Origin of the sequence: Brevundimonas sp., assembly GCF_036400995.1 — a bacterium.
Classification (GTDB): Bacteria; Pseudomonadota; Alphaproteobacteria; order Caulobacterales; family Caulobacteraceae; genus Brevundimonas.
In genome coordinates, this window is sequence record NZ_DASWWG010000059.1 from 102,898 (window position 1) to 127,905 (window position 25,008).

Genomic DNA, 25,008 nt, shown 5'->3' on the forward strand with positions numbered 1-25,008 from the left:
CAAGAACAGGGAGTTGAGGCGACGCCATGGAAACATCGGCCACACGTCACAGCGTTCAGGCCGGACCGCATGCGCGGCCCGCGACGAAATGCGTCACCCGCCCGCCTTGCGACGAAGCAGACTCCGGCAGTCACTTTCACCTTTAGATTGATCGCTTGAGTGGGCCTCGCCGAATGACCAGTACGACGTCCCCCGAAACGCCCGTCGCGGCATCGCCTCCGACGCCGAGGATCTGGCCCCATCCGGGATGGGGATGGTTCGCCGTCGGCGCCCTGATGATCGCCTACACCTCCAGCTTCATCGACCGGCAGATCCTGAGCCTTCTCGTCGAACCGATCCGGACCGACCTGAACATCAGCGACACCCAGTTCAGCCTGCTGGCGGGTCTGGCGTTCTCGCTGTTCTACACCCTGATGGGGGTGCCGCTGGCGCGACTGGCCGACCGGGGGAGCCGCCGCCTGATCATCGGCATCGGCATCGTCGTCTGGAGCGTGATGACCGTCTGTTGCGGTCTCGCCAACAGCTTCTGGGCCCTGTTCGCCGCGCGCGTGGGCGTCGGCATCGGCGAGGCGGCCCTGTCGCCGGCGGCCTATTCGATGATCTCGGACTACTTCCCGCCCCGCATGCGGGCGCGGGCGCTCGCCGTCTATTCGATGGGGCCGTACATCGGCGCCGGCCTGGCCCTGATGATCGGCGGCGGCGTGATCGACATGATCGCGCAGCACGGGACCCTGACCCTGCCCCTCGTCGGCGAGATGGCCCCCTGGCAGCAGACCTTCGTGCTGGTCGGCCTGCCCGGCCTGCTGATCGCGGCCCTGTTCCTGATCGTCCGCGAGCCGCCCCGCCACGGACTGGTCAAGGCCGACAGGAACGCCGGGGTGATGAAGTTCATGTGGTCGCGGAAGACAACCTTCTACGCCATGATCCTGGGCTTCTCGATCTTCGGCATCGCGGGCATTTCCTATCTGGCCTGGATCCCGGCCGTGCTGATCCGCCAGCATGAGTGGACCGCCTCGCAGGTCGGCTTCACCTACGGAGCCGTGCTGCTGCTGGCGGCGACGCCCGGCGTTCTGGTCGGCGGCTGGCTGAGCGACTGGCTGGCCGCGCGGGGCCGCAAGGATGCGCCGCTGTACGCCGCCATCATCGGTCTGGTGTGCAGCATCCCCTTCGCCATCGCCACGCCCCTGATGCCCGATGCGACCCTGACCGTCGCCTCGCTGGCCGGGTTCAGCTTCTTCGCCGGGGTGATGAACAGCCTGCCCGCGACCTCGCTGCAGTCGGTCGCCCCGAACCAATTCCGCGCGCAGGTGACCGCCATCTACTTCCTGATCGGCAACCTGATCTCGCTGGCCGGCGGTCCGACCATCGTGGCGGCGATCAGCGACGGCCTGCTGGGCGGACCGGAGAAGATCGGCCTGTCGCTGGCCATCGTCAGCGGCGTCTGCATCACCGTCGCCTCGCTCATCCTGATCCGGACCCTGCCTCACTTCCGCGCCAGCGTGGATGAGGCGCAGCAATGGCAGGGAGAGCACTGATGGGCGGCCTCAAGCTTCCGTGGTTCGACCCGACGCCGCCGACCGCGGACCAGTGCGTGATCCCGCGCCTGCTGGATCGCTATTCCGCCGAAACCCCGGACAAGGCCTTCATCCGCTACGAGACTGGCGAGGAATGGAGTTGGTCGGAGACGCGGCTGAAAGCCCTCCAGACCGCCGCCGCCCTGCAGGCGCGCGGGGTGAGGAAGGGTGACATCGTCGCCGCCTGGGCGCCGAACTCGGCGGCGCTGGTCCGGTCCTGGTTCGGCGCGAACTTCGCCGGCGCGGCCCTGGCGCCGATCAACACCAGCTTCCGCGGCAAGCTGCTGGAGCATGCGATCCGCAAGACCGGCGCGACACTCCTGATCGTCCATCCCGATCTGGTCGAGCGGCTTGAAGGCCTGTCGCTGGGCTCGGTCGAGCGCCTGATCCTGACCGGCGAGGCGAAGGGTCCGATCAATCTGGATGTGACGGTCGAGCCGGCGTCCGCCCTGTCCGGCGACGCCTCCGCCTACATCCCCGTGTCTTCCGATCCGTGGGACGTGCCCGTGGTCATCTTCACCTCGGGCACCACAGGTCCGTCGAAGGCGGTGCTGACCTCCTATGTGCAGGAGTGGACCACCGGCAAGGTCACCTACGGCTATATGCACGGCGGCGACCGGATGCTGGTCAACCTGCCGATGTTCCACGTCGGCGGCATCGCGGCGATCACGGCGGCGGTGTCCTGCGGCGGCTCAGTGGCCCTGTTCGAGGCCTTCGACACACGGCGCTTCTGGGACGTGATCCGCGAGACGGAATCGACCGTGTGCAGCGGCCTGATCGGCGCCCTGACCGCCTTCCTGATGAAGGAGCCGCCGAAGCCCGACGACCGGGACAATCCCCTGCGGATGGTGACCCTGGCCCCGATCACCGAGGACACCGTCGCCCTCGCTGACCGGTTCGGCTTCGATTACATCTCGGGCTTCAACATGACCGAGGTTTCGGGCCCGCTGATCTGCGCGGTGAACGAGACGGTGATGCGTTCCTGTGGCCGCGCCCGAGAAGGCATGGAATGCCGGATCGTCGATGCGTTCGACAATGAGGTCCCGCACGGCGAACCCGGCGAACTGGTCATCCGCGCCGACAATCCCTGGACCCTCAGCCACGGCTATCTGGGCGACCCGGAGGCGACGGCCGAGGCCTGGCGCAACGGCTGGTTCCACACCGGAGACCTGATGCGGCGGGACGAGGAAGGCTGCTTCTTCTTCATCGACCGCAAGAAGGATGCGATCCGACGCCGGGGGGAGAACATGTCCTCGCTGGAGATCGAGATCGAGGTCTGCGGCCACCCGGCGGTGCGCGAGGCGGCCGCCTATGGCGTCGACCTGCCGGGCGGCGAGCAGGAGGTGATGGTGGCCGTCGCCCCCGTGCCCGGCGCCACGATCGATCCGAGAGAACTGCTCGAATACCTGATCCCCCGCATGACCCATTTCATGGTGCCGCGCTATGTGCGGGTCGAGGCGGAGCTGCCCAAGACCCCGACCAACAAGATCCAGAAGACGGGACTGCGCGCCGAAGGGGTGACGGCGGAAACCTTCGACCGGGAAGCCGCCGGTCTGTCCGTCCGCCGACAGAAGCTCTCGACCGCTTGAATCCCGTTCGGCGAGACCGCTAAGACAGGCCATGGCATCCGCAGGCGCGCCGAAGACCCGGCTGGTTCCCAAGAGTTCCCTGAACCGGGCGCTGAATGCGCTCGGTGACCGTTGGAGCCTGCTGATCGTACAGGAGGCCTTCCTCGGCGCCACCCGGTTCGAGGAGTTCCACGAACGACTCGGCGGGGCGCGCAGCACCCTGTCCAGCCGCCTTCAGGCGCTGGAGCGCCACGGCATCCTCGAGAAGCGCCCGCACAAGGATGAGGGCGCGCGCATGGCCTATCACCTGACGCCGCGCGGTCTGGACCTGTTCGACAGCATGATCCTGATGTGGGGCTGGGGCGTGCGCTGGGGCGTGGCCGGCCGCCGCGCGCCGACGGTCTTCATCCACTCGGTCTGCGGCAAGCCGATGCTGCCCGAGGTGCGCTGCTCGTCTTGCGGCGAACTGATGACCCTGCACAGCTGCAGCTTCGTGCCCGGCCCGGGTCAGGGCATGGAGAAACTCCCGGTCCAGCGCATGCACCGCAAGCGCCAGCCGACCGACACGACGCCCGTGCTGGAGCTGGTCGACCTGCTGGGCGACCGGTGGACCGGTCTGGTCGTCAGCGTCCAGTATTTCGGTATCCACCGGTTCGACGAGATGCAGAACATGCTGGGCATCGCGTCCAACATCCTGACCGACCGGCTCCGCACGCTGGAGAACGCGGGCATCTTCGAGCGCCGTCTCTACGAGATCACCCCGCCCCGGTACGAGTACTGGATGACCAAGAAGGGGCTGGACCTGTATCCCCACGCCCTGACCATGCTGAACTGGGCCGAGACCTGGCTGAAGGACAAGGCCGGGCCGCCGGTTCGCATCCGCCACAACTGCGGCGCGGCCCTGGCCAGCGAGGTCGATTGCAGCTGCTGCAAGGGCCGGCTGAAGATGTCCGACGTCCTGCTAAAGCCGGGCAAGGGCCACACCATCGCCTGACCGAAGAGCCGCTCGCGCGGACGTGAAAGTCCGCGTTTGAAAGCGTCGATCATGTCGCTTGCATAAACAAACTTACCGTCCTAGCGTTTGCCCAACGACAAGAACGGGAGAGACGCCATGGGCGAGCATATGAAGGTGGTCGAGGCCATGATGGCCGCGTGGAAGAAGCGCGACGTCGAGGGCTTCATCGCCACCCTGTCCGACGACATCGAGTACCACTGGCACCCGACCAAGCGTCCGGCCATCGGCAAGGACAAGATGCGCAAATTCCTGTCGAACTACGAGCAGGGCTTTGACCAGCAGGAATGGAGGATCACCCATTCGGCCGAGGCCGGCGAGGTGCTGTTCGTCGAGGGCATGGAGGTCCTGGTCGACCGGTCGACGGGGGTGAAGATGGACAACCCCTTCGTCCAGGTCTTCGAGGTCCGCGACGGCCTGATCCGCCGGATGCGGGACTACTATGACACCTCGCAGGTGCACGCCCCGGCCAAGCCCGAGAAGGCCTCGGCGTGACGGCGCCCATCGAGCGCCTGCGGGCGCTGATGGTGGTCTCGGGACGTCGCGACAAGGCGGCGTTCCTGGCCGCCTTCGACCCGGCGATCGAGTATCACTACCACGTCGGCACCCGGCCCCTGATCGGGGTCGAGTGGGTGGATAAATTCATTACCCGCTACTGGGCCAATCACTCCGAAACGGAGTGGGTGCTGGTGAACTGGGCCGAGAACGGGAACAAGGTGCTGACCGAGGGCCGCGAGGACTACGTCAACGCCGACGGCGTGAAGGTGTCCCATCCCTATATGGGCATCATCGAGTTCAACGACGCCGGCAAGATCACCGCCTGGCGCGACTATTTCCAGATGAAGGACCCGGCGGCGACGGGTTGAGACTCACGCTTCAACCCGCCCCGCCCGAAGCTGGCTGCGCCGGACCTTGCCCGCATCGTCGCGCAGGCGTTCGGCGGTGGCCTCGAAGCTGCGTGGCTGCTTGTAGCGGGCGATGCGCTCGGCGAGGAAGGCGGCGAGAGCCGCCTGATCCAGCCGCCCATCCGCGGTCTCGACGATGGCGTGGACCCGCTGGCCCAGATCGGCGTCGGGCAGGCCGATGACGACGCTGCACTGGACGCCCGGGAAGGCGTCGATCGCCGCCTCCACCTCGGCCGGATAGACGTTGGCGCCGCCCGACAGGATCATGTCCACGCGCCGGTCTGCGAGGAACAGATAGCCGTCGGCGTCCAGCCGCCCCAGATCGCCCAGGGTCTCGAACTCGCCCACCGCCTTCGGCTCGGCGCCGAGATAGCGATAGGTGGTCCCCTGCCCCCGCAGCGGGCGGAAGAAGATTTCTCCGACCTCATCGACGTCGCAGGCCGAGCCGTCGGGACGCAGGACCTGCATCTCGTAGCCGGGCAGGATGCGGCCGACCGAGCCGGGCTTGTCCAGCCACTGCAGGCCGTTGATGCCGGTGCCGCCCATGGCCTCCGTACCCGTGTAGAGCTCCCACACCGTCTCGGCCCCGACCCAGTCGATCCACGCCTGTTTCAGCCAGGTCGGACAGGGGGCGGCGATGTGCATGACGGCGTCGAGCGAGCCGATGTCATACTTCGCCTTGGTCGCGTCCGGCAGGGCCCAGATGCGGTGCATCATGGTCGGGACCTGGAACAACCAGCGGACCCTGTGCGCCTCAATCAGGCGCAGGGCCTCCTCGGCGTCGAACCGGGGCATCAGGACCACGTGCAGGCCCCAGCCCATGGCGAAGCAGGTCATGCCGAAGGGGGCCGCATGATACAGCGGCCCCGGATTCATCAGCACGTCGCCTTGGGGCAGCATGCCGAGCAGGGGCTTGTCCGGATCGGCGACGCCCGGCGACATGTCGACGATGACCTTGGGCCGCCCGGTGCTGCCGCCCGAGGCGATGGCCTTCAGATGCGGCGCGACCTTCTCGGGCAGGGGGCCGTCATCGGCGGCCGCGTCGAAGGTGTCCGCCTCCGCATGGGCGGGCCAGTCCCCGGCCTTCGACGCGTCATTGATGACGACCAGCCGCGGCTTCAGCAGGTCGAGGATACCCGCCAGTTCGGCGGCGGGCAGCTTGTGCGACAGCGGCGCCGGGGTCGCTCCCACCGCCCAGACGGCGAAGGCCAGTTCGAGGAAGGCCGGGCTGTTGGGCAGGGCGATGGCGACGAAGTCCCCAGCCCGCACCCCCAGCCGCTCCAGCGTCCGCGCCCGGCGGTTGACCCGCGAGGCCAGCTGGCCGCGGGTCAGGGTCGTCCCTTCGAACGACAGGGCCGGGGCGTCCGGATCACGCGCCGCATGGATGTCCAGCAGGGCTCCCATCCCCCGGGGCGTCATCTCGCCGATCCCGGGGGTGGACATGACGCGGGGGGTGGCGGGCCTCTTCACGCGGCCTCCGACCCGGCCTTCTTCGGCGGCCAGGGGATCAGCGAACTGGTCCGCGCGATGTAGTCCGCATAGCCGGGGCGCTGGTAGGTCAGGCGTTTTTCATAGGACGGTCCGCCGCTGTACTTCACGAACATCAGCAGCAGCAGCAGCGGCCCTGCGATGGAGACGAGACCCGGCAGGCCGGTCTCGGCGGCGACCAGCCACAGGCCGAACCAGACGCACAGGTCGCCGAAATAGTTCGGGTGCCGCGTGTACTTCCACAGGCCACTGGCCAGCACCTTGCCCTCATTGGCCTTGTTCGCCTTGAAGCGGACCAGCTGGAAGTCCGCGGTGCTCTCGAACAGGATGCCGAAGACCACCAGACCGGCGCCGACCCAGCCCAGCGTGCCGACAGCGACGGGGGTGGTCGACAGCTGGCCCAGTTGCACCGGCAGGCTGACGGCCCACAGGATCGGGGCCTGGAACATGAAGACCAGACGCCAGGACGCGACCGGGAAGCTCCAGCCCTTGGCCTCCTGCGCGCGGGCCAGCATCTTCACATAGCGCCTGTCCGGCCCGTGCGAGCGCCAGCGCCAGAGGATGTAGAGCCCCAGCCGCAGCCCCCAGGCGCCGGCGAGGACCAGGATCAGTTGCATCCGCTCCGGCGAGCCGTTCGCCTGCAGGAACGTGGTCACGGCCATGAAGGCCAGGCCCAGCGCCCACCAGGCGTCGACGAAGGTGACGTCCTTCAGGGCGCATCCGATGGCCCAGAGGATGACGAAGGACGCGATACAGATCCCGAGGTTGACCCCCAGGATCGTGATGATCTCCTGAACTGGCGGCATTGGGCTCCCTCCCCTTGTTGTACGCGCCGGCTCAACGGCCGGTCGTCGGTTCCTTCACGTGCACGGCCTTGGCCATTTGTCGCTCCAGCCCCTTCGGATCACGGGCCATGGCGGCGCGCATTTCGATGGCGAAGCGGTCGGTGTCGATCTCGTCCGTCCCGCGGGTAATGCCGCGCATGGCGGCGCGGGCGATGTCCTCGGGCGCCTCCTTGGCGCCCTTCACATGCGAGGCCATGCGGGTGTCGACGGAGCCGACGATCAGCGAGGTGACCGTGGTGCCCTGCCCGGCCAGCTCGGCGCGGATACAGGTTCCGGCGGCGCGCATGGCGAATTTCGACGGGCTGTAGCCACCCATGTTCGGCGCCGCGAGAATGCCCCCGACCGACAGGACGTTCAGGATCGCGCCGCCACCGTTGGCCTTGAGCACGGGTGCGAACGCTCGCGACATGGCCAAGGGGCCGAAATAGTTGACCTCCATCTCCTGACGCGCGGCCGACATGTCGTCCGCCCCGATCAGCAGCTGGTTGTTGAAGGCCCCGGCGTTGTTGACCACGACCGAGACGTCCGGGCAGGCGGCCGCCGCGGCGGCGATCTGCCCGTGGTCCGTCACGTCCAGCGCGATCGCCCGGACCTTGCCGGGGAACTCCTCCTCGAGGTGTCTGGCCGACGCCGGATCACGGGCGCCGGCGTAAACCTTGGCCGCCCCCTCCTGCATCAACACCCGAACGAAAGCCTCGCCGATCCCGCGATTGGCGCCGGTGACGATGGCGACACAGCCCTGAACCTCCATGACCGGGCCTCAGGCGGCGGCGGTGTAGAGGATGTCGTCGGGCTTCTTGGCCCCGCGACGCAACTGGGTCGGATCGCTGGTGATCGCCCCGCGCGCCCAGGTCTCGCTGATTTCGTGTTCCTCGTTCCACTCCCAGCACATGGTGCGGCGAAGGATGCGCCACTCGTCGCCGCGCTTCTCCATCTGGTCCACGCAGCGGGCCAGGGTGCGGGTGTCGAACCATTCGCCCTTCACCTTCAGGCGCGAGGCGGTGAGGATGTAGCATTCGGCCAGAGCCGAGGTCGGGCCCTTCAGCTCGACGACCATGTTCATGGCCAGGTGGTTCATCAGGCCGGCCTTGGGCAGGCGCTCCTTGACCACGGCCACCCATTCGCTTGCCGGGCCGTTGAAGGTGCCGCCGTGATCCTCCCAGCCGTCCGGCCAGTAGGCGCGTTCGACCAGCGCCTCGTCGCCCCGATCACAACCCCGAAGGAAGAGCAGCAGCACCTCCTCGATCGCCTTCTTGTCCAGAAGCGCCTGCACCTCGGGATCGCGCTCAGCCATGGTCGTTTCCTCGGTTTGTCGTTTTTAGTCTTTGATTGAAAGTGACATGACTTTTGTTAGCGGGCAACCCGGTCAGGTCACAGGCGGAGCAGGCCCGGCGGCGCCGCGACCACCCGGGGGATGGCGTCCAGCACCATGGCGGCGACCGCGAACTGCTCGGGCTTGGTGCGCACGCCGTCGGGCGCGGTGTCGATCAGATCCATGGCGATGGTCAGGCCCGGCAGGCCATCGACCTCGATCTGCCAGTGCGGCTTTCCGGCGAAGGCCGGGTCGGTCGGATCCATGATCCAGGTGACCTCGTGGGTGATGCGCCGGACGCCGTCCGCGACCCCGTGCACCCGCCAGGTCGTGGCCGCGACCGAGCCTTGCGGTATCGTTCCGGCGGCGACCGTCAGATCGCGCGTCGCCTGTCTCAACTCGTGGTCGGATTCATAGCCGTCGAGCGTCAGCCCGATCCTCTGCGCCAGCCCCTCCACGCTCTGGGCGAACATCCGGTCGAAGGTGCGCGCCAGGGCCCCGTCCACCATATCGACCTCGGCCGGATCCGCGCCGAAGCCGAGGGCCCCGAACACATAGTCGGGGTTGGGAACTGTCGCACAGTCAATGATTTCGCGGGTCGCGACGTTGCGATGCGACAGACACAGGGCCACCGCGTTGGCCGCCATCCGCTCCGCCACCCAGCCCGGATTGACGCCGGTCCCCGCGAGCGTCGCCCCGCCCTTGCGGGCGCTCTCCTCCAGTGCGGTCGCATAGGCCGCCCCCAGGGCCCGGGGCTCGAAGTAGTTGTTGATCGAGATGACGTTCTTGCCTGACTCCAGAAGCCGGCGGACTTCGGCGTCATGCCCGTCGTATGGGTCGGACAGCATGGGACAGTGCAGGACCACATCCGCGTCCAGCGCCAGGACGTCGTCGATGCTGCGTGTCGCCAGCACGCCTGTCGGATCGCGTCGGGCGATCTCGCCGGCGTCCCGGCCCGCCTTGCCCGCGCCGTAGACGAACAGGCCGACCAATTCGAAGCTCGGATCGTCGATGACGGCCCTCAGGCAGGTCTTGCCCATCGAGCCGGTCGCCCACTGGATCACGCGGATCGGTCTGGTCATGGAAGCGGCGCCCGTCACTTTCGATATCGAACCGATACGCCGTTAGTCCAGAAACGCAAGCCGGTTGCCAACGCGCTTCGCTGATTTAGTATGTTTACGAAAGTAACGGCGACCGCGCCGGGGAGACTGATCGATGGCCGAACCGCCCTTCCTGCAAGCTCTTATGAAATCTGTGAATTTCTACGGACGCTTCGCCCCGTCCTTCACCCGCGTCGGCTATGTCGCCAGAGGTCTGCCGTTCCGGTCGGTGCGCGCGGACTACGCCGGACAGACCTGGCTGGTCACCGGAGCGACCGGAGGGCTGGGCCGCGCCGCGACGCTGCGCGGGGTGAAGAAGGGGGCCACCGTGTATGCGGTCGGCCGCAATGTGAAAGCGCTGGAGTCGCTGCAAACGGCCGCCGCGAACCTGCCCGGCCGGGTCGTGCCCGTGATCTGCGACCTGTCCTCCATGCGGGCGGTCTCCGACCTGACCCGGCGCCCCGAAATCGCCAACCAGACGTTTGACGTGCTGGTCAACAACGTGGGCCTGCTGATGCGGTCCTACGAGGCGACCGCGGAAGGGCTGGAGACCTCCTACGCGACCAACCTGCTGGGCCACTACATCCTGACCGAACAGCTGCACGCCGAGGGCCGACTGGCGCGGGGCGCGGCGGTCATCAATGTGGTGTCGGGCGGGCTGTACAATCTGCCCCTGACCAAATCGATGCTGAACATCCCCGAAGAGAAGTTCAACGGCTTCGCCGCCTATGCCGCGCACAAGCGGGCGCAGCTTGCGCTGGCCGAGCACTGGCGCGCGACCTTCGCGGATATCGGGGCGAAGACCTACGCCGTGCATCCCGGCTGGGCCGACACGGCGGGGGTGAAGACCTCCCTGCCGAAGTTCCGCAAGGTGCTGGCCCCCATCCTGCGCAATGACGACGAAGGGGCGGACACCATCGACTGGCTGGCGGCCACCCGGCCGACCGAGGTGGTCGACCAGATCTGGTTCGACCGAAAGCCGCGCACGGCCCACGCCTATCCGCATACCCGCAACCCGCGGACCACGATCGCCGATGTGGTCGCCTTCCTCGAACGGGACCGGCAGGCGCTGGCCGGCTGACCCATGGACCGGGCGCCGCCGAGCCTCCATGCTCGGCGGCGATGGTCGAATCGCCTTCCCTTCACGCCTATGAGTTCTTCGCTGGCGGCGGCATGCTGCGGGCCGGGCTGGGCGACGGCTGGACCTGCACCTTCGCCAACGACATCGACCCGCAGAAGGCCGCCTTCTATCGCGCCAACTGGGGCGGCGAGGAGCTGGCGGTCGGCGATATCGGCGCCCTGACGCCGCAGGACCTGCCGGGACAGGCGGACCTGATGTGGGGCTCCTTCCCCTGTCAGGACCTGTCGCTGGCGGGAAACGGCAAGGGGCTGGGCGGAGCCCGGTCGGGGACGTTCCACGCCTTCTGGGGCCTCGCCAACGGGCTGCTCCGGGAGGGGCGCGGTCCGAAGATCGTGGCCATCGAGAACGTCTGCGGGGCCCTGACCTCCCGCGGCGGGCGCGACTTCGAAATCCTGTGCCGGACCTGGGATGAGGCCGGCTACGCCTTCGGCGCGCTGGTGATCAACGCCGACCGATTCGTGCCGCAGTCACGGCCCCGGCTGTTCGTGGTGGGCGTGCGGGGCGATGTGAAGATCGACCCGGCCCTTCTGGCGAGCGGGCCGGAGGGGCCGTTCCATCCGGTCAACCTGAGGCGGGCGGTGGAGCGGCTGCCCGCGGACCTGCGCAGCCGGGCCCTGTGGTGGCGGCTGCCCGAGCCGGAGGCGGCTCCGCCCAGCCTCGCCGCCGTGACCGAGACCGACGGGCCGCATCTGGAGTGGCACAATCAGGCGCAGACGGCGCGGCTGCTGGAGCTGATGTCCCCGCTCAACCGGGCCAAGGTCGAGGCGGCGCAGGCCTCCGGGACGCGGCAGGTCGGGGCGCTGTACCGGCGGACGCGCAAGGACGCCGAGGGCTGCAAGGTGCAACGGGCCGAGGTGCGGTTCGACATGGCCGGCTGCCTGCGGACCCCGGGCGGCGGCTCCAGCCGCCAGACGCTGGTGGTGGTCGAGCACGGCCGCGTCCGGTCGCGACTGATGACGGCGCGGGAGACAGCCCGGCTGATGGGGCTGTCCGACGACTACCGCCTGCCGGGATCGTACAGCGCTGCCTGCAAGCTGACCGGCGACGGGGTGGCGGCGCCGGTGGTGGGGCACCTGTCCCGCTGGCTGTTCGAACCGCTGGCGAAAGCGGCGACCGGGACCGCGAAGGCCGCCTGAAACGCGGCGGACGCTTGCCAAACGCCGCGTCTGGAGCATCATGGATAATGATGATCCTGGGGAGGTAATCAGATGAAATTCGCACTGACGGTCGCCGCGCTTCTGGCTACGGCGGCGACGCCCGTTCTGGCCGAGGAATGGCACGCCTATTCGAGGACGGGCACGCGGGCCTATCTGGCCGATGTGCAGAGCATCGCCGCGGCCGGCGGGAGCGTCGTGTCGATCACCGCCGCCTCTGTGCCGCTGGCGTCGCCACCGGGGGATCTGACCCACGGCGAGGAGACCTACCAGTTTGACTGCGCCAGCGGGAAATGGCGGACGGCCGGAGCCAGGGACTATGCCGCCGACGGCAGCCTGGACGGTGACTACCCCGAGGCGGACGCCGCGTGGGAAGACCTGCGCCCCAACACGGTGCCGGACTATCTGAAGCAGATCGCCTGCGACGGATCGCGGTCCGAGGGCCAGACCTACGCCAGCATCCGGGCCTTCGTGGAGGCGGGGCGGCCGTAGCCGCCCCTCCCCTGAAGATCAGGCGTCGACGGCGGCGTCGAGCGCGTTTTCCTGGATGAACTCGCGGCGCGGTTCGACCACGTCGCCCATCAGCTTGGCGAACAGGTCGTCGGCGTCATCGGCGTGCTCGACCTTCACCTGCAGCAGGGTGCGGGCGTTGACGTCCAGCGTCGTCTCCCACAGCTGCTCGGGGTTCATCTCGCCCAGACCCTTGTAGCGCTGGATGGCGATGCCCTTCTTGCCCGCGTCGAGGACGGCCTCGAGCAGGTCGAGCGGCCCGCGGATGGTCGTCGACTTCTCCTTTCGGCGGAAGACGGCGGGCTGATCGAACAGGCCATCGAAAGCGGCGGCGCGCTCTGCCAGACGACGGGCGTCCTGCGAACGGATCAGGGTCTCTTCCAGCACGATGCGCTCGGACACCGCGCGACGGACGCGCTCGAAGGCGACCGCCCCTTGCGCGCCCGGACCGCCGGTCCAGGCCCCGTCGCCTTCCTCGGCGAAGAGGTTCAGGCGCGCGGCGGCCTTGTCCAGATCGCCGCCGGCTTCATTGAACACGCCGGCCAGGGCCGCCTGTTCGATGGCAAAGGCGGGGGCCCGCTGCGACAGGCGATCGACGCCCGCCTTGAAGGCCTTGGCCTCGCGGACCAGCGCCTGCAGGTCCAGGCCGGTCCGGCGCTCGCCCGACGGCAGGTCCAGCTCGGCCTCGGACGAACCCTCCTCAATCAGATAGGCGTCCATGTCCGCCTGATCCTTCAGGTAGCGCGACTGCTTGCCCTTGGAGACTTTGTAGAGCGGCGGCTGGGCGATGTAGACGTGCCCGCGCTCGATCAGCTCCGGCATCTGACGATAGAAGAAGGTCAGCAGCAGGGTGCGGATGTGGGCGCCGTCGACGTCGGCGTCGGCCATCAGAATGATCTTGTGGTAGCGCAGCTTGTCCGCGTTGAAGTCGTCACGGCCGATGCCGGTGCCGAGCGCCAGGATCAGGGTGCCGATCAGGTCCGATGACAGCATCCGGTCGAAGCGCGCGCGCTCGACGTTCAGGATCTTGCCGCGCAGGGGCAGGACGGCCTGGTTCTCGCGGTTGCGCGCCTGCTTGGCCGAGCCGCCGGCCGAGTCACCCTCGACGATGAACAGTTCGGACTTGGCCGGATCGCGTTCCTGACAGTCGGCCAGCTTGCCCGGCAGGGAGCTGATCTCCATCGCGGTCTTGCGGCGGGTCAGGTCGCGGGCCTTGCGCGCGGCCTCACGGGCGGCGGCGGCCTCGATGATCTTGGAGACGATCAGCTTGGCCTCGGCCGGATGCTCCTCGAACCAGGTGGCGAGACCTTCCTGGCAGAGGTTCTCGACCGCCGGGCGGACTTCGGACGAGACCAGCTTGTCCTTGGTCTGCGAGCTGAATTTGGGGTCCGGAACCTTGACCGAGAGGACGCAGGTCAGGCCTTCGCGGGCATCCTCGCCCGAGACGGAGACCTTCTCCTTCTTGGCGGCGCCGGCGGCCTCGATATAGCCGCTCATGACGCGGGTCAGGGCGGCGCGGAAGGCCGACAGGTGCGTGCCCCCATCCCGCTGCGGGATGTTGTTGGTGAAGCACAGCATGGTCTCGTGGTAGCTGTCGTTCCACCACAGGGCCAGGTCCAGCTCGATGCCGTCCTTGCGGCCGCGGACGGTGATGACGTCCTTCAGCAGCGGGGATTTCGACTTGTCGAGGTGGCGCACGAAGGCCTCGACCCCGCCCTCGTAGTGGAGGATTTCCTCGAACGGCTCGGCGTGGCGGTCGTCGCGCAGCTTGATGACCACGCCCGAGTTCAGGAAGGCCAGCTCGCGCAGGCGATGCTCGAGGGTCTTCAGGTCGAAGTCGATGTGGCTGAAGGTGGTCAGCGAGGGGAAGAAGGTGACCTGGGTGCCGGTCAGCAGTTCGCCCTTCTTCGACCCTTCGGTGCGGATCGGGGCGTCGCCGGTGACCTTGAGGCTTTCGGCGGTGTCGCCGCGCTCGAAGCGCATCTCATGGCGTTTGCCGTCGCGGAAGATGACCAGTTTCAGCCAGTCCGACAGGGCGTTCACGACCGAGACGCCCACGCCGTGCAGGCCACCGGAGACCTTGTAGGAGTTCTGGTCGAACTTACCGCCCGCGTGCAGCTGGGTCATGATGACCTCGGCCGCCGAGACGCCTTCCTCGGCATGGATGGCGGTGGGGATGCCGCGCCCGTTGTCGGTCACGGTGACCGAGCCGTCGGCGTTCAGGATCACCTCGACCAGGTCGGCGTGACCGGCCAGGGCCTCGTCGATCGCGTTGTCGACGACTTCGTAGACCATGTGGTGCAGGCCCGAGCCGTCGTCGGTGTCGCCAATGTACATGCCGGGACGTTTGCGGACGGCATCCAGGCCCTTGAGAACCTTGATGGAGTCGGCGCCGTATTCGGCCGGGGCGACAGCGTCGTCGGGGGTCTGATCGGTCATCAAATCGGTCGGTGAAACGGCCCCGCGAAGGGCCCGGAAGACGGCGCGAATCTGTGTCCCGCCGGAAGGGTCAGAATATAGGAAATATCGCGGGAATTGCGAGGTTTTCGGGGCGATTGCGCTCACCTCCCCATCGCCCGTTGAAGGCGATGGGGCGGACAGATCGCGCAGCGATCAGGAGGGGGCGGCGCACGGGGCGGCGGTCGGCCCGCAGACACCGGTGCTTGCGCCCCATCCGGCCCCGACGGAGCCGCCCTCACCTGATCGGCGAAGACGCCGATCTGTCCTCTCCATTCGCCTTCGCGAACGGAGAGGTGAGTTCGCGCTCGACCTTCAGCCGAACCCGCCGTCCGCCACCTTCACGAACTGGGCCCGTCCGGCCAGCGGCGCGAAGAGGTCGGATTCGGTGCCGGTCATGAAGGCCTGAAGCCCCAGGGCCTCGATCTCATCGAAGAGGGCGGCGCGGCGGGCCGTGTCGAGATGGGCCGGGGCCTCGTCGAGGAGAAGGACGGGGGCCGCCGCCTGGCCGGACAGGCGGGTGATCTGGGCGAGGATCAGGTTGAGGACGAGGGCCTTCTGCTCGCCCGAGGAGCCCTCGGCGGCGGGGCGGTTCTTCTCGCGATGCAGGGCGGTCAGGTCGGAGCGATGCGGTCCGAACAGGGAGCGGCCGGCGGCGGCGTCGCGGGCGCGGGAGCGGGCCATGCCCTCGCGGATGGCCGCGGCGACGGCCTCCAGGTCGGCGCCCGAAGCGGCCATGGCCTCAGCCTCGCCGGTCAGGCCGAGGTCGGCCTGGGGGAAGGGACGGTCGTTGCGTGCGTCGATAGCCGCCTGGAGCACCGTCAGCGCGCCGGCGCGCGCGGCGGCGGCAGCGGCCCCGGCCTCGCCCAACCGAACCTCGAGCGCATCGAGCCAGAGCGGATCGGCGGGGCGGCCTTCGGCGCCATCGGTCAGCAGGCGCAGACGCTCGCGCAGGGCCTTCTCATAGGCGGAGACGGCGGCGGCATGGTCGGGCCGATCGGCGAAGACCAGGCGGTCGAAGAATTTCAGCCGGGCGGCGCGGGCGTCAGAGAAGAGCCGGTCCTGTTCGGGCGTGGCCCAGACCGGGCGGAGGTGATCGAGCAGGCGGCCCGGCTGGGCGGTCTCGCCGTCGATACGGACGATGCGGCGGGCGGCGCCGGGCGTCTGGACGCCGGTGCCGAGTTTCGTCTCGTCGCCGTCGTGCGTGAGAACGGCGGCGACGGCCCAGGCGCGGCCCGTGGCCTCCCCCGGCTCGCGACGGCCCATCTCGGGGGCCGTGGCGCCACGCAGGCCCTTGCCGGGGGTGAAGAGGCTGAGCGCCTCCAGCAGATTGGTCTTCCCCGCCCCGTTCGGTCCATGCAGCACCACCGCCCCCGCCGCGATGGGCAGGGTGGCGCTCGCATAGGAGCGGAAGTCGGTGAGGGTGAGGGCGGTGATCAAGCTGGATATATGGATCCGCTCATCCCGGCGAACGCCGGGACCCAGTCCTGTCCAGCGGGTCTCAGCCGGGCAGCCCCCAGTTCGCCGAAAGATCGGCCCACTCGGGATTGGATTTCTCGATCAGCTCGAGTTTCCAGACGCGTTTCCATTCCTTGATCTGACGCTCACGCACAAAGGCCGCATGACGGCTGCCATGCACCTCATACCAGACCAGAATCGCCACGCCATGCCGGGCGGTGAATCCACCGAAGCGCCCATTGCGATGCTGGTGAACCCGCGCTTCCAGATTGTCGGTCGAGCCGGTGTAGAGCGTCCCGTTTCGACGGCTGGCGACGATGTAGGTGAAGAACGCCAACCGCAACCTCCGTACGTAACGAAAGCACTGGGTCCCGGCTTTCGCCGGGATGAGCGGATTTACTTACCGCGCTTACACCCGCGGTGGCATCAGCACGTAGTGGACGCCAGCGCCGAGGCGCACCGCGTCTCGCTCAATCTTCGCGTGGCTGGAAATCATACACTTGCACGAACCGTCCAACGCCCGCTTCGCGCTCGAACGCGGAGCCGATGGGCGCGTCCAGAAACTGGGTGATCTGGGGATCATAGTTGGCGACGGTGTTGATATCGTAGACGCCGGTGTTGTCGGGGTCGTCGAGATACTCATCGGATTCTCCGCCTGCGAAGAACCGCCACCCACTATCGATCTCGTTATCGGGCTTTTCACGATAGCAGAAAGCCACCTTCGCCCCATCGACTATGATCATATTGGTCGCAAGACAGGCGCCGAACCCCACGGCCAACGGCTTGAAGGTCGTGGGGTGCAGCGCAAAGTCTTGGGGAAGCACCGGCAAGCCGCTACACCCGCAGCGGCATCAGCACGTACTGGACGCCCGGATCGCCCGGATCGAGGACCAGAGTCGGCGAGGCCGGGTCGGCGAATTTGAAGGCGGCGGTCTCGCCGGTGATTTGGCCGGCGACGTCCAGCAGGTAGCGGGCGTTGAAACCGATCTCGAACGGTTCGTCGGAATAGCCGATCTCGACCTCCTCGACGCCCTGGCCGGCTTCCATGTTGCGGACGGTCAGGGTGACGCGGTCCAGCTCGAAGGCCAGCTTCACCGAACGGCTCTTCTCGGCCGAGATGGTGGCGACGCGGTCGACGGCCTTGGAGAACAGGCCGTTGTCGATATCGGCCTGCTTGTCGTTCCCCTTGGGAATGACGCGCATGTAGTCAGGGAAGGCGCCGTCGATGACCTTTGAGGTCAGGCTGGCGTCGCCGAACTCGAAGCGGATCTTCTGCGGGCTGACCTGGACCTCGACCGGACCGGCGCCGTCATCCAGCAGGCGACGGACCTGATCGACGGTCTTGCGCGGGACGATGACGCCCGGGCCGCCGGCGGCGCCCTCGGGGGCCGGGGTCTCGGCCAGGGCCAGACGGTGGCCGTCGGTGGCCACGGCGCGGAGCAGCGGAATGCCGCCCTCGGCCACCGTGTGCAGGTACAGGCCGTTCAGATAGTAGCGGGTCTCTTCGGTCGAGACGGCGAAGCGGGTCTTGTCGATCAGCCGGGCCAGGTCTTCCTTGGCCAGGGTGAAGCGGGCGCCCGTGGTCTCGGTCGACATGACCGGGAAGTCGCCGGCCGGCAGGACCGGCAGGTTGAACTTCGACCGGCCGGCCTGGACCAGCAGGCGGGGGTCGTCGCCCGAATAGGACAGGGACACCTCGGCGCCGTCCGGCAGCTTGCGGACGATCTCGTACAGGGTGTGGGCCGGGGCGGTGATCTGGCCCTCGACGTTCACCGTGGCGTCGGCTTCGTCAACCATCTCCATGTCGAGGTCGGTGGCGGCGAAGCTGAGCTTGTCGCGGCCCGCCGACAGCAGGACGTTGGACAGGATCGGAATGGTGTTGCGACGCTCAACGACGCTCTGGACGTGCCCGAGGGCCTTCAGAAGCGCGGAACGTTCGATGGTCAGTTGCATGTCGTCTCGCCCGGCGTGCGGCGACTCGGAAGCGTCGCCGCGAATAGTGGGCCTTGGACACTAGCGGATTGGCCGCAGGGGGCAAGGAAGGGTCGAGGGTCGAGGGTCGGGGGGCGAGGGATGAAGGCTCAGGCGAATGTGGATAACCCGCCTCGAGCCTCGCCCCTCAGCCCTCACCCCTAGCCGCGCAGCTTCCGCGTCAGGGCCTCGACGTCGCGGGCGATCTGTTCGTCCTGGGCGATCAGCTCCTCGATCTTGCGGACGCCGTGCAGGACCGTGGTGTGGTCCCGACCGCCGAAACGACGCCCGATGTCCGGGTAGGAGCGGGTCGTGTGCTGCTTGCACAGATACATGGCGATCTGGCGCGGGCGGGCGACCGAACGGGTGCGGCGCTCCGACAGCAGGTCCGCCTGTTTCAGGGTGAAGTGTTCGGCGACGGTCTTCTGGATCTCGTCGACGGTAATCCGGCGTTCCGGCCCGCCGCGCAGGGCCGAGCCGAGCAGGCCTTGCGCCTCGTCGACGGTCAGGGCCGACAGGCGGGTGGCGGCGACGGCGGCCAGGGTGTTCACGGCGCCTTCCAGCTCACGCATGGAGCCGGGGGTGCGATCAACCAGGTGCTCGAGCACGTCGGGACGGACCTCGCCCGAGACGACGCCCAGCTTCGACAGGGCCTCGATGCGGTTGCGGGCCACGGCCAGTTTCAGCGAACGATCGGCCGGCTCGACCGGGCAGGTCAGGCCCGAGGCCAGGTGGCTGCGCAGGCGCGGCTCGACGTCGGTCAGCGCCATCGGCGGCTTGTCGGCCGAGAGGATGATCTTCTTGCCGTCCTCGATCAGGGCGGTCAGCGTCGACAGCAGCTCTTCCTGGGTCGAGGCCTTGCCGCCGACGAACTGGACGTCGTCGATCAGCAGCATGTCGGCCGAGCGCAGGCTGTCCTTGAACGCCGCGGTCGAGCGGTCCTGCATGGCGCGCACGAAGGTCGACAGGAAGCGCTCGGCGGTCAGGTAGACCACCTTGGCGTCCGGACGCAGGCGCTGGGCCTCCCAGGCGATGGCGTTCAGCAGGTGCGTCTTGCCGTAGCCGTAGGGGCCGCAGAAGAAGATCGGGTTGAAGTGGCCGTCGGCCCAGGCGGCGGCCTGGCGGGCGATGGCCAGGGCGAAGGCGTTGCCCTGCCCTTCCACGAAGCTGTCGAAGGTCAGGCGGTCCTGCAGGCCGGCGGCGCGCACGGCGCGGGCGCCGTCGGCGACCGGGGCGACCGTGGCCATCGGCATGGCGGCGTGGGGCATGGCGACGACGTTGCCCGACAGGGCGGACGGCGCGGCGCGGCCGGCGGCGACCTGCGAGGCCGGGGCGACCGAGCCCATCTCGGCGCGGCAGCGGACGTCCAGACGACGGGCCTGGGCGTCCAGCCCCAGCCACAGCTCGTTCATGCGGCGCAGGGCGTTCTTGCGCACCCAGTCGCGGGCATAGGCGGTCGGGGTGACGAGGATCAGCTGGCCGGCGCCGTCCACGCGCACGGCCGACGGCGCGATATAGGAGCTGAACGCCCCTTCGCCGATCTCACCACGCAGCCGACCGGCCGCCTCGGTCCAGATACGATCCGGATCCGTCATCCCCGCCATCCTTGCGCTCCCCATCATCGGTCAGCCACCCGCCGCAAATTCCATCACGCGACGCCCTTCTGAGACCGGCTGACGCAGGGACGACTTCTCCGGCCCGGTGCAGCTATGCCGCCGCCCGGATGGGGTCGTTCTCTCGATCAGACGGCTCACGCCGGAGCAGAACAGCGTTCCGCGCCGTCTTCATCCGTGTGGGGATGGAAGTGCGTCAGCCCCCCGAACTTACGCCCGGCGAAGGGGCCGTCAACGCTGATTCGAGAGTCGATTTGCAGTTAAAATTGTTGACTCCGCCAAGTCCCGCCTGCGCCTGCGAAAATCCGGATTTCGCCACAGAGGCGAGCCTCAATTCGCGTGACAACGGTTACCGCCACACACGCAAACGGCGAGGGAGCTTGCGCGCCCTCGCCGTTGAAATCACTCGGATTTACTATGACAGCCCGTTAAAAGGCCGTCCGGAGCCCGAAAATCAGGCGGCCGACATCTTCTTCAGTTGCGCGGCCAGGCGCGAGACCTTGCGCGAGCCGGTGTTCTTGTGAACGACGCCCTTCGAGACGGCGCGCATCAGCTCCGACTGGGCTTCCACGAAGGCGCCCTTGGCGACAGCGACGTCACCACCGGTGACGGCTTCCTGGAACTTGCGCAGGAAGGTGCGGACGCGGGTGCGGCGCGCCTTGTTCACTTCGGTGCGGGCCGCGATCTTGCGGATCGCTTTCTTGGCGCCGGGATTGTTGGCCATCAGTCAAACCTTCGAACGGAAAACGCCGCGGAGCTCACGTCCACGGCGTGCGGAAATCTCAAGAGCGCGCGGCTATAGCGGAAAGGGCGGAGGGGTTCAAGCGGAGTCTGGGATTGAGAAGGGACGAGGGTCGAGGGGCGAGGGCCGAGGCCGGAAACCTCAACCCGGATCGCCCGGTCGCGCGCCGTCCGGGCCCCTTCCCTCGCCGCCGCCCTACTTGCCCGTGAAGCTCGGCTTCCGCTTCTCGACGAAGGCGGCCATGCCTTCCTTCTGGTCGTCGAAGGCGAAGAGGCTGTGGAACAGGCGGCGCTCGAACTGGACGCCCTGGGTCAGGGTCGTTTCCAGGGCGGCGTTGACCATTTCCTTGTTGGCCATGACGGCGAGCGGGCTCTGGCTCGCGATCTTCGCGGCGATCTTGCGGGTTTCCTCCAGCAGGGTCTCGTGCGGGAAGACGCGGCTGGCGAGGCCGGCGCGTTCGGCCTCGGCGGCGTCCATCATGCGGGCGGTCAGGACCATGTCCATGGCCTTGGACTTGCCGACCAGACGGGTCAGGCGCTGGGAGCCGCCGATGCCGGGGGCGACGCCGAGATTGATCTCGGGCTGGCCGAACTTCGCCTTCTCGCTGGCGACGATGAAGTCGCACAGCATGGCCAGCTCGCAGCCGCCGCCCAGGGCGAAGCCGTTGACCGCGGCGATGATCGGCTTGCGGAAGCGGGTGATGCGGTCATGGCCGAGGGCGAAGTAGTTGCCCGTGTACATCTGGGCGTAGGACTGGTCCGCCATCTCCTTGATGTCGGCGCCGGCGGCGAAGGCCTTGTCGCCCGAACCGGTCAGGATCAGGCAGCGGACGCTGTCGTCATGCTCGACGCTGTCGAGGAAGGCGGCGAGATCGGCGAACAGGGCCGAGTTCAGCGCGTTCAGCGCCTCGGGCCGGTTCAGGGTGACCACCGCATAGCCGTCGTCGTGACGCTCGATCAGGAGGTTGGCGTAGGTGTCCATCGGTGGCGCTCCGGCGGCGGGCAGGGGTGGCTGAAAGTGGTTAGTGGCTAGTGGTTAGTGGATGACCGCGCAACGGTCGATGAGCCCGGCCAATCACTAACCACTCGCCACTAGCCACTTGCCCGGCGCTACCGTCTCGGGAGAAGCGCCAGCGTCAGGGCCGCCCGAAGGAGCTCGGCGATCACCACCATGGCCAGAAGGGCGTTGGCGGCGATGACCTGACCGCGGGCGCCGGAGAGGTCGAAGGTCCAGCCGAACTGCGAGCCGAGGGCCAGGACGGCGGCGGCGACCAGCACCATCAGGATCAGCAGCATCAGGGCGACGTGGCCGGCCTTGAGCGCGGCCTGCAGGGTCGGGCCGTCATCGAGGGCGCGGGCGCGGCGGCGGAACAGCCAGCCGATCAGGCCGGTGGCGACCGTCTCGGCCACGACGGTGACAGCGAGCGCGCCGAGGAACCACCAGACCAGCCCTCCGGTCGCCTCGCCGCGCAGGGACTGGATGAAGTGGGCGAAATAGGCGCCCCAGACGAGCACGCCGACGATCAGGCTGATCCAGAGGTGGGTCTTGCGCATGGGCGGCCTTTGGGCGTGGCTAGTGGCTAGTGGCTAGTGGCTAGTGGCTAGTGGCTAGTGGCTAGTGGCTAGTGGCTAGTGGCTAGTGGCTAGTGGACCGGTAAGGCGAGCGGAGCGCAAGCATGGTGGGCATCGAAGCATGCAGCGGCCCTCTGCTTCACTAGCCACTAGCCACTCACTTCTCCCCCGCCATTTCCGCCAGCTTCAGCACCGTGTTCCAGTTCCGGCCCGTACCCATGCCGAGCATTTTCGGGGTGGCCTTCCTGAAAATCTCGGACCCGCCCTGGCCGTTGGGGAACCAGAAGTACAGAACGCCGTCGATGGCCTCGACCGCTTCGCCGTCGCGGCAGAGGGCCTGGACCGCGTCGAGGGCGCCGGCCTTGATCCCGTCCTTCATGACCATGGCCACGACCTTGGCCGGATGGGCGGCGGCCTCCTTCGGGAAGGGATTGACGGCGATCAGTTTGGACCACTGGTCGGGGGTGCGGGCCATGGCGACGATCTTCAGGCCGAAGGTCCTGTCCATGGCGGCCTCGATGTCGGCCTCGAGCCGGTCGGTGGCGAGGGCGCTTTCGACCACCAGATTGCCGCTGGCCTGAAGGGTGCGGGGGTTCTTCAGCCCCATGGCCTCGGCCATGGCCCGCTGCTCGCCGACCGGCGCGCGGACGCCGCCGGTGTTCATGCCTCGAAAGAGGATGATGCGGTGGGGCACCCGGGACCTAGGGCCCTTCGACCGCGTAGCCCGCCTGCCGCAGCAGGGTCGGCAGGCCGTCCTCGCCGACCATGTGGGCGGCCCCTGCGATGACGACGACACGGCCTTCCGTTTCCATCATCCGCTTCAGCGCGGGCATCCAGCCGTGATTCCGATCAACCAGGATGACCTGATACAGGTGCGGAGCCTCGGCCTTCATCTCGGCCATGTCGTCCAGGATCGGCTGGAGATCGCCCCGGACCCAGGCGTTCTCGATCTCCATATCGAGGCCGCCTTCCTCATCGAGGATGTCCAGCACCTCGATCAGCATTTGCTCGCCCTCGGCCTCTCCGGTTTCGGCGAGGGCCTGCATGGAGGCCAGCAAAAGCGCGTCGGTGTCCAAAGCCTCGGTGCGCTGGTCAGGTCTCAGGCCGGTCTCGATCAGGGTGTCGACGCCCAGATCACCCGAACGGCCCTTGGCTTCCTCGGCCCCGATGTCCAGCATCATCGCCGCCGCCCACGGACGGAGCATGTTGAACATGAACGGCTCGAACCCCTGCGCCTCGGCGCGGGCGAGCGCGCGGGCGTAGGTCTCCGCACTGACGACGGTCTGCAGGGGCTCCGGGCTGACCAGATAGGTCAGCATGGGCAGGAAGGCCGCCTGCTCCTCTTCCTCGGAGGCCGGCGTGAGGATCTCGAAAACGACCAGATCGGCCTGGGCCAGGGCCTCGTCGAGCGCCGCGCTACGCCAGTCGACCCCTTCCGGCAGGGCGTGGATGGAGCCGAACAGGACCATCTCCGTATCCGCGTCGCTGACCCGCCAGAGCGGCGGGTCGGCCCGCGCCACAGCCGGCGAGGCCGCGCACAGCGCAAGGGCCGCGAGGCCGGATATCCACCACTGACGCATGCACACTCTCCTGACCCGTCAGTCGTGCCGGAAAAGCCGGAGAGGAGCTAGCGCTTCTGGCAGGACGGACAGAAGAAGGTGGAGCGGCCGGACTGGACGATGCGCCTGACCACCCCGGAGCAATCCTCGGCCCGGCAGGGCTCGCCCTCGCGGCCGTAGACGTCGAAGCGGTGCTGGAAATAGCCCTGCCCGCCCTCGGCGTTGGCGAAGTCGCGCAGGGTCGAGCCGCCGGCCTCGATGGCGTCGTTGAGGACGTCGCGGATCCTGGCAGCCAGGATCTCGAGGCGTGGCTTCGAGACCTTGCCCGCGGCGACCAGGGGCGAGATGCGGGCGCGGTACAGGGCCTCGCAGACGTAGATGTTGCCCAGACCGGCGACGAGCCGCTGGTCCAGCAGGCTGACCTTGATGTTCTGCTTGCGGCCCGCGAACACCTCGGACAGGTGGGCGCCGGAGAAGGCGTTGCCGAGCGGCTCGGGCCCCATGCCCGCGAACCACGGATGGGCCTCGACCTGATCGGTGGGGATCAGGCCCATGAAGCCGAAGCGGCGGGCGTCGGCGAAGCCCACGCGGTGGGTGGCCCCGTTCAGGGTGGCGCAGAAACTCATGTGTTCGTGCTTGCCGGCGATGGGGGCGGGCTCCTCGAACTCGCCCAGCTGGCGGCCGTCGAGGGTGAAGCGGCCGGTCATGCCGAGGTGGGTGACCCAGGTCTCGCCGGTCGAGAGCCGCATCAGCAGGTATTTGGCCCGCCGGTCGATCCGCTCGACCACGGCGCCGTCCAGCCGTTCGGGAAAGCGGTCGGGGAAGGGGAAGCGCAGGTCGGGGCGGTTCTGCCTCGTCCGGTCCAGCCGCGCTCCCTCCATCACCGGCTGCAGGCCGCGACGGACGGTTTCGACTTCGGGGAGTTCGGGCATTTCTGAGGGACTAGGGATTAGGGACCAGGGATTAGGGATTAGGGAGGTAGCGTATCCGGGCGCACCCGCACAGGACAGGCACAGCAAACCTAATCC

The 25,008-nt window shown here is 68.1% G+C and carries 25 protein-coding genes; 8 read left to right on the forward strand and 17 right to left on the reverse strand.

From position 1 onward, the window contains the following. Positions 1-275 precede the first annotated feature (275 nt). From VGE03_RS08965 to VGE03_RS08985, 5 genes are all read left to right on the forward strand, one after another. Positions 276-1,535 (forward strand): MFS transporter, encoded by a 1,260-nt coding sequence (locus VGE03_RS08965; RefSeq protein WP_331046137.1) that lies wholly within the window; start codon positions 276-278, stop codon positions 1,533-1,535. After that, on the forward strand, positions 1,535-3,163 hold the full coding sequence (locus VGE03_RS08970; RefSeq protein WP_331046138.1) for an AMP-binding protein: 1,629 nt from the start codon (positions 1,535-1,537) through the stop codon (positions 3,161-3,163). The genes VGE03_RS08965 and VGE03_RS08970 overlap by 1 nt, the downstream gene beginning before the upstream one ends. Before the next feature lie 31 nt (positions 3,164-3,194). Beyond that, positions 3,195-4,136, forward strand: coding sequence for a helix-turn-helix domain-containing protein (locus tag VGE03_RS08975; RefSeq protein WP_331046139.1), 942 nt, complete (start codon positions 3,195-3,197; stop codon positions 4,134-4,136). A 117-nt stretch (positions 4,137-4,253) separates the two neighbouring features. Then, entirely contained in the window at positions 4,254-4,649 is a 396-nt protein-coding gene (locus tag VGE03_RS08980; protein WP_331046140.1) for a nuclear transport factor 2 family protein, read from the forward strand. Further along, positions 4,646-5,020 carry a nuclear transport factor 2 family protein gene (locus VGE03_RS08985; protein WP_331046141.1) on the forward strand — a complete coding sequence of 125 codons (375 nt, stop codon included), beginning with the start codon at positions 4,646-4,648 and terminating at the stop codon, positions 5,018-5,020. The genes VGE03_RS08980 and VGE03_RS08985 overlap by 4 nt, the downstream gene beginning before the upstream one ends. A gap of 3 nt (positions 5,021-5,023) precedes the next feature. Here VGE03_RS08985 and VGE03_RS08990 read toward each other — a convergent pair whose 3' ends face one another. From VGE03_RS08990 to VGE03_RS09010, 5 genes are all read right to left on the reverse strand, one after another. Continuing rightward, positions 5,024-6,529: an AMP-binding protein gene (locus VGE03_RS08990; RefSeq protein WP_331046142.1), complete on the reverse strand. Its 1,506-nt coding sequence runs from the start codon at positions 6,527-6,529 to the stop codon at positions 5,024-5,026. After that, positions 6,526-7,353, reverse strand: coding sequence for a DUF1295 domain-containing protein (locus tag VGE03_RS08995; RefSeq protein WP_331046143.1), 828 nt, complete (start codon positions 7,351-7,353; stop codon positions 6,526-6,528). Before VGE03_RS08995 ends, VGE03_RS08990 begins: the two co-directional genes overlap by 4 nt. A gap of 31 nt (positions 7,354-7,384) precedes the next feature. Continuing rightward, positions 7,385-8,143 (reverse strand): SDR family oxidoreductase, encoded by a 759-nt coding sequence (locus VGE03_RS09000; RefSeq protein WP_331046144.1) that lies wholly within the window; start codon positions 8,141-8,143, stop codon positions 7,385-7,387. Between the two features lie 9 nt (positions 8,144-8,152). Continuing rightward, on the reverse strand, positions 8,153-8,686 hold the full coding sequence (locus tag VGE03_RS09005; RefSeq protein WP_331046145.1) for a nuclear transport factor 2 family protein: 534 nt from the start codon (positions 8,684-8,686) through the stop codon (positions 8,153-8,155). 77 nt (positions 8,687-8,763) lie between these two features. Further along, a complete protein-coding gene (locus VGE03_RS09010; RefSeq protein ID WP_331046146.1) occupies positions 8,764-9,786 on the reverse strand; it encodes a hypothetical protein in 1,023 nt (340 codons plus the stop codon). 133 nt (positions 9,787-9,919) lie between these two features. On the opposite strand from VGE03_RS09010, the gene VGE03_RS09015 reads away from it, so the two are divergent. The 3 genes from VGE03_RS09015 (at position 9,920) to VGE03_RS09025 (ending at position 12,591) form a co-directional block, all read left to right on the forward strand. Beyond that, positions 9,920-10,885 (forward strand): SDR family NAD(P)-dependent oxidoreductase, encoded by a 966-nt coding sequence (locus tag VGE03_RS09015; protein ID WP_331046147.1) that lies wholly within the window; start codon positions 9,920-9,922, stop codon positions 10,883-10,885. A 41-nt stretch (positions 10,886-10,926) separates the two neighbouring features. Beyond that, positions 10,927-12,081 (forward strand): DNA cytosine methyltransferase, encoded by a 1,155-nt coding sequence (locus tag VGE03_RS09020; RefSeq protein WP_331046148.1) that lies wholly within the window; start codon positions 10,927-10,929, stop codon positions 12,079-12,081. Positions 12,082-12,153: 72 nt separating this feature from the next. Next, positions 12,154-12,591: a surface-adhesin E family protein gene (locus tag VGE03_RS09025; protein WP_331046149.1), complete on the forward strand. Its 438-nt coding sequence runs from the start codon at positions 12,154-12,156 to the stop codon at positions 12,589-12,591. Between the two features lie 18 nt (positions 12,592-12,609). Here the strand turns inward: VGE03_RS09025 and gyrB are convergent, their stop codons facing one another. The 12 genes from gyrB to mutM all read right to left on the reverse strand — a co-directional run bounded on the left by gyrB (position 12,610) and on the right by mutM (position 24,912). Next, positions 12,610-15,048: a DNA topoisomerase (ATP-hydrolyzing) subunit B gene (gene gyrB / locus VGE03_RS09030; RefSeq protein WP_331046150.1), complete on the reverse strand. Its 2,439-nt coding sequence runs from the start codon at positions 15,046-15,048 to the stop codon at positions 12,610-12,612. A gap of 333 nt (positions 15,049-15,381) precedes the next feature. Then, entirely contained in the window at positions 15,382-16,506 is a 1,125-nt protein-coding gene (recF, locus tag VGE03_RS09035; RefSeq protein ID WP_331046151.1) for a DNA replication/repair protein RecF, read from the reverse strand. A 61-nt stretch (positions 16,507-16,567) separates the two neighbouring features. Continuing rightward, the gene (locus VGE03_RS09040; RefSeq protein ID WP_331046152.1) at positions 16,568-16,861 is read right to left on the reverse strand and encodes a GIY-YIG nuclease family protein; all 294 of its coding nucleotides are present in this window, start codon (positions 16,859-16,861) and stop codon (positions 16,568-16,570) included. Positions 16,862-16,994: 133 nt separating this feature from the next. Next, positions 16,995-17,348: a DUF2185 domain-containing protein gene (locus tag VGE03_RS09045; protein WP_331046200.1), complete on the reverse strand. Its 354-nt coding sequence runs from the start codon at positions 17,346-17,348 to the stop codon at positions 16,995-16,997. 10 nt (positions 17,349-17,358) lie between these two features. Then, positions 17,359-18,477: a DNA polymerase III subunit beta gene (gene dnaN / locus VGE03_RS09050; protein WP_331046153.1), complete on the reverse strand. Its 1,119-nt coding sequence runs from the start codon at positions 18,475-18,477 to the stop codon at positions 17,359-17,361. 179 nt (positions 18,478-18,656) lie between these two features. Continuing rightward, positions 18,657-20,090, reverse strand: coding sequence for a chromosomal replication initiator protein DnaA (gene dnaA / locus VGE03_RS09055; protein WP_331046154.1), 1,434 nt, complete (start codon positions 20,088-20,090; stop codon positions 18,657-18,659). 472 nt (positions 20,091-20,562) lie between these two features. Continuing rightward, positions 20,563-20,832, reverse strand: coding sequence for a 30S ribosomal protein S20 (rpsT, locus tag VGE03_RS09060; protein WP_331046155.1), 270 nt, complete (start codon positions 20,830-20,832; stop codon positions 20,563-20,565). A gap of 213 nt (positions 20,833-21,045) precedes the next feature. Further along, a complete protein-coding gene (locus VGE03_RS09065; protein ID WP_331046156.1) occupies positions 21,046-21,831 on the reverse strand; it encodes an enoyl-CoA hydratase-related protein in 786 nt (261 codons plus the stop codon). Between the two features lie 128 nt (positions 21,832-21,959). After that, positions 21,960-22,403: a hypothetical protein gene (locus VGE03_RS09070; protein WP_331046157.1), complete on the reverse strand. Its 444-nt coding sequence runs from the start codon at positions 22,401-22,403 to the stop codon at positions 21,960-21,962. Positions 22,404-22,578: 175 nt separating this feature from the next. After that, the gene (locus VGE03_RS09075) at positions 22,579-23,115 is read right to left on the reverse strand and encodes a DUF1697 domain-containing protein (RefSeq protein WP_331046158.1); all 537 of its coding nucleotides are present in this window, start codon (positions 23,113-23,115) and stop codon (positions 22,579-22,581) included. A gap of 7 nt (positions 23,116-23,122) precedes the next feature. Further along, positions 23,123-24,001 (reverse strand): TraB/GumN family protein, encoded by an 879-nt coding sequence (locus VGE03_RS09080; RefSeq protein WP_331046159.1) that lies wholly within the window; start codon positions 23,999-24,001, stop codon positions 23,123-23,125. Between the two features lie 47 nt (positions 24,002-24,048). Continuing rightward, positions 24,049-24,912, reverse strand: coding sequence for a bifunctional DNA-formamidopyrimidine glycosylase/DNA-(apurinic or apyrimidinic site) lyase (gene mutM / locus VGE03_RS09085; RefSeq protein ID WP_331046160.1), 864 nt, complete (start codon positions 24,910-24,912; stop codon positions 24,049-24,051). Between the last annotated feature and the right edge of the window lie 96 nt (positions 24,913-25,008).